General features: G+C 73.5%; 1 pseudogene. It reads left to right on the top strand.

Annotated elements, in window-relative coordinates:
• Positions 1-293: 293 nt before the first annotated feature.
• Positions 294-499: pseudogene (locus FV230_RS29190) on the top strand (calcium-binding protein); the annotation flags it as partial.

Here is a 499-nt window from a genome sequence, read left to right as displayed (position 1 = left end):
GTGCCGGCGTCGGGCCGCGGCCGGTCCCGGCGGCGCGTGTCGCGACGACGCGGCCGGGGCGATCCTCCGCGATGTCGCCTGGAACCGGCCGGTGCATTGCCCCATATGCCCATTGCCCCCTATGCAAAGGGGGACGCGGCGCGTTTCCTCGAGAGCCCGGCCGCGTCCGCTCGAGGATGCATGCGGCGTGACATGACCATCGTGCGACCCCTCTCGGATTTCCCGGAGCCGCGCGCACGGGCCAAGGCTGCGGCCGGGACCCGCGCTCCACGGCGGCCACCATCGGATCGGTGATGCAGGACAGCTTCGACGTGACGACGATCATCTTCCTGGCGCTCGCCGTCTTCGTGATCTGGCGGCTGCGCTCGGTCCTCGGGCAGAAGACCGGCACCGAGCGCGCCCCGTTCAAGCCGGTCGACCGCAGCCGCACCGAGCCCCAGCCCGGCCGCGGCGACGGCGACAACGTCGTGCGCCTGCCCGGCGCCGACCGGGTCCAGCC

It is taken from the genome of Methylobacterium sp. WL6, assembly GCF_008040095.1.
Taxonomy (GTDB): domain Bacteria; phylum Pseudomonadota; class Alphaproteobacteria; order Rhizobiales; family Beijerinckiaceae; genus Methylobacterium.
Note: the sequence above shows the minus strand (reverse complement) of the source record. Positions and strands in the feature narration are given on the sequence as shown.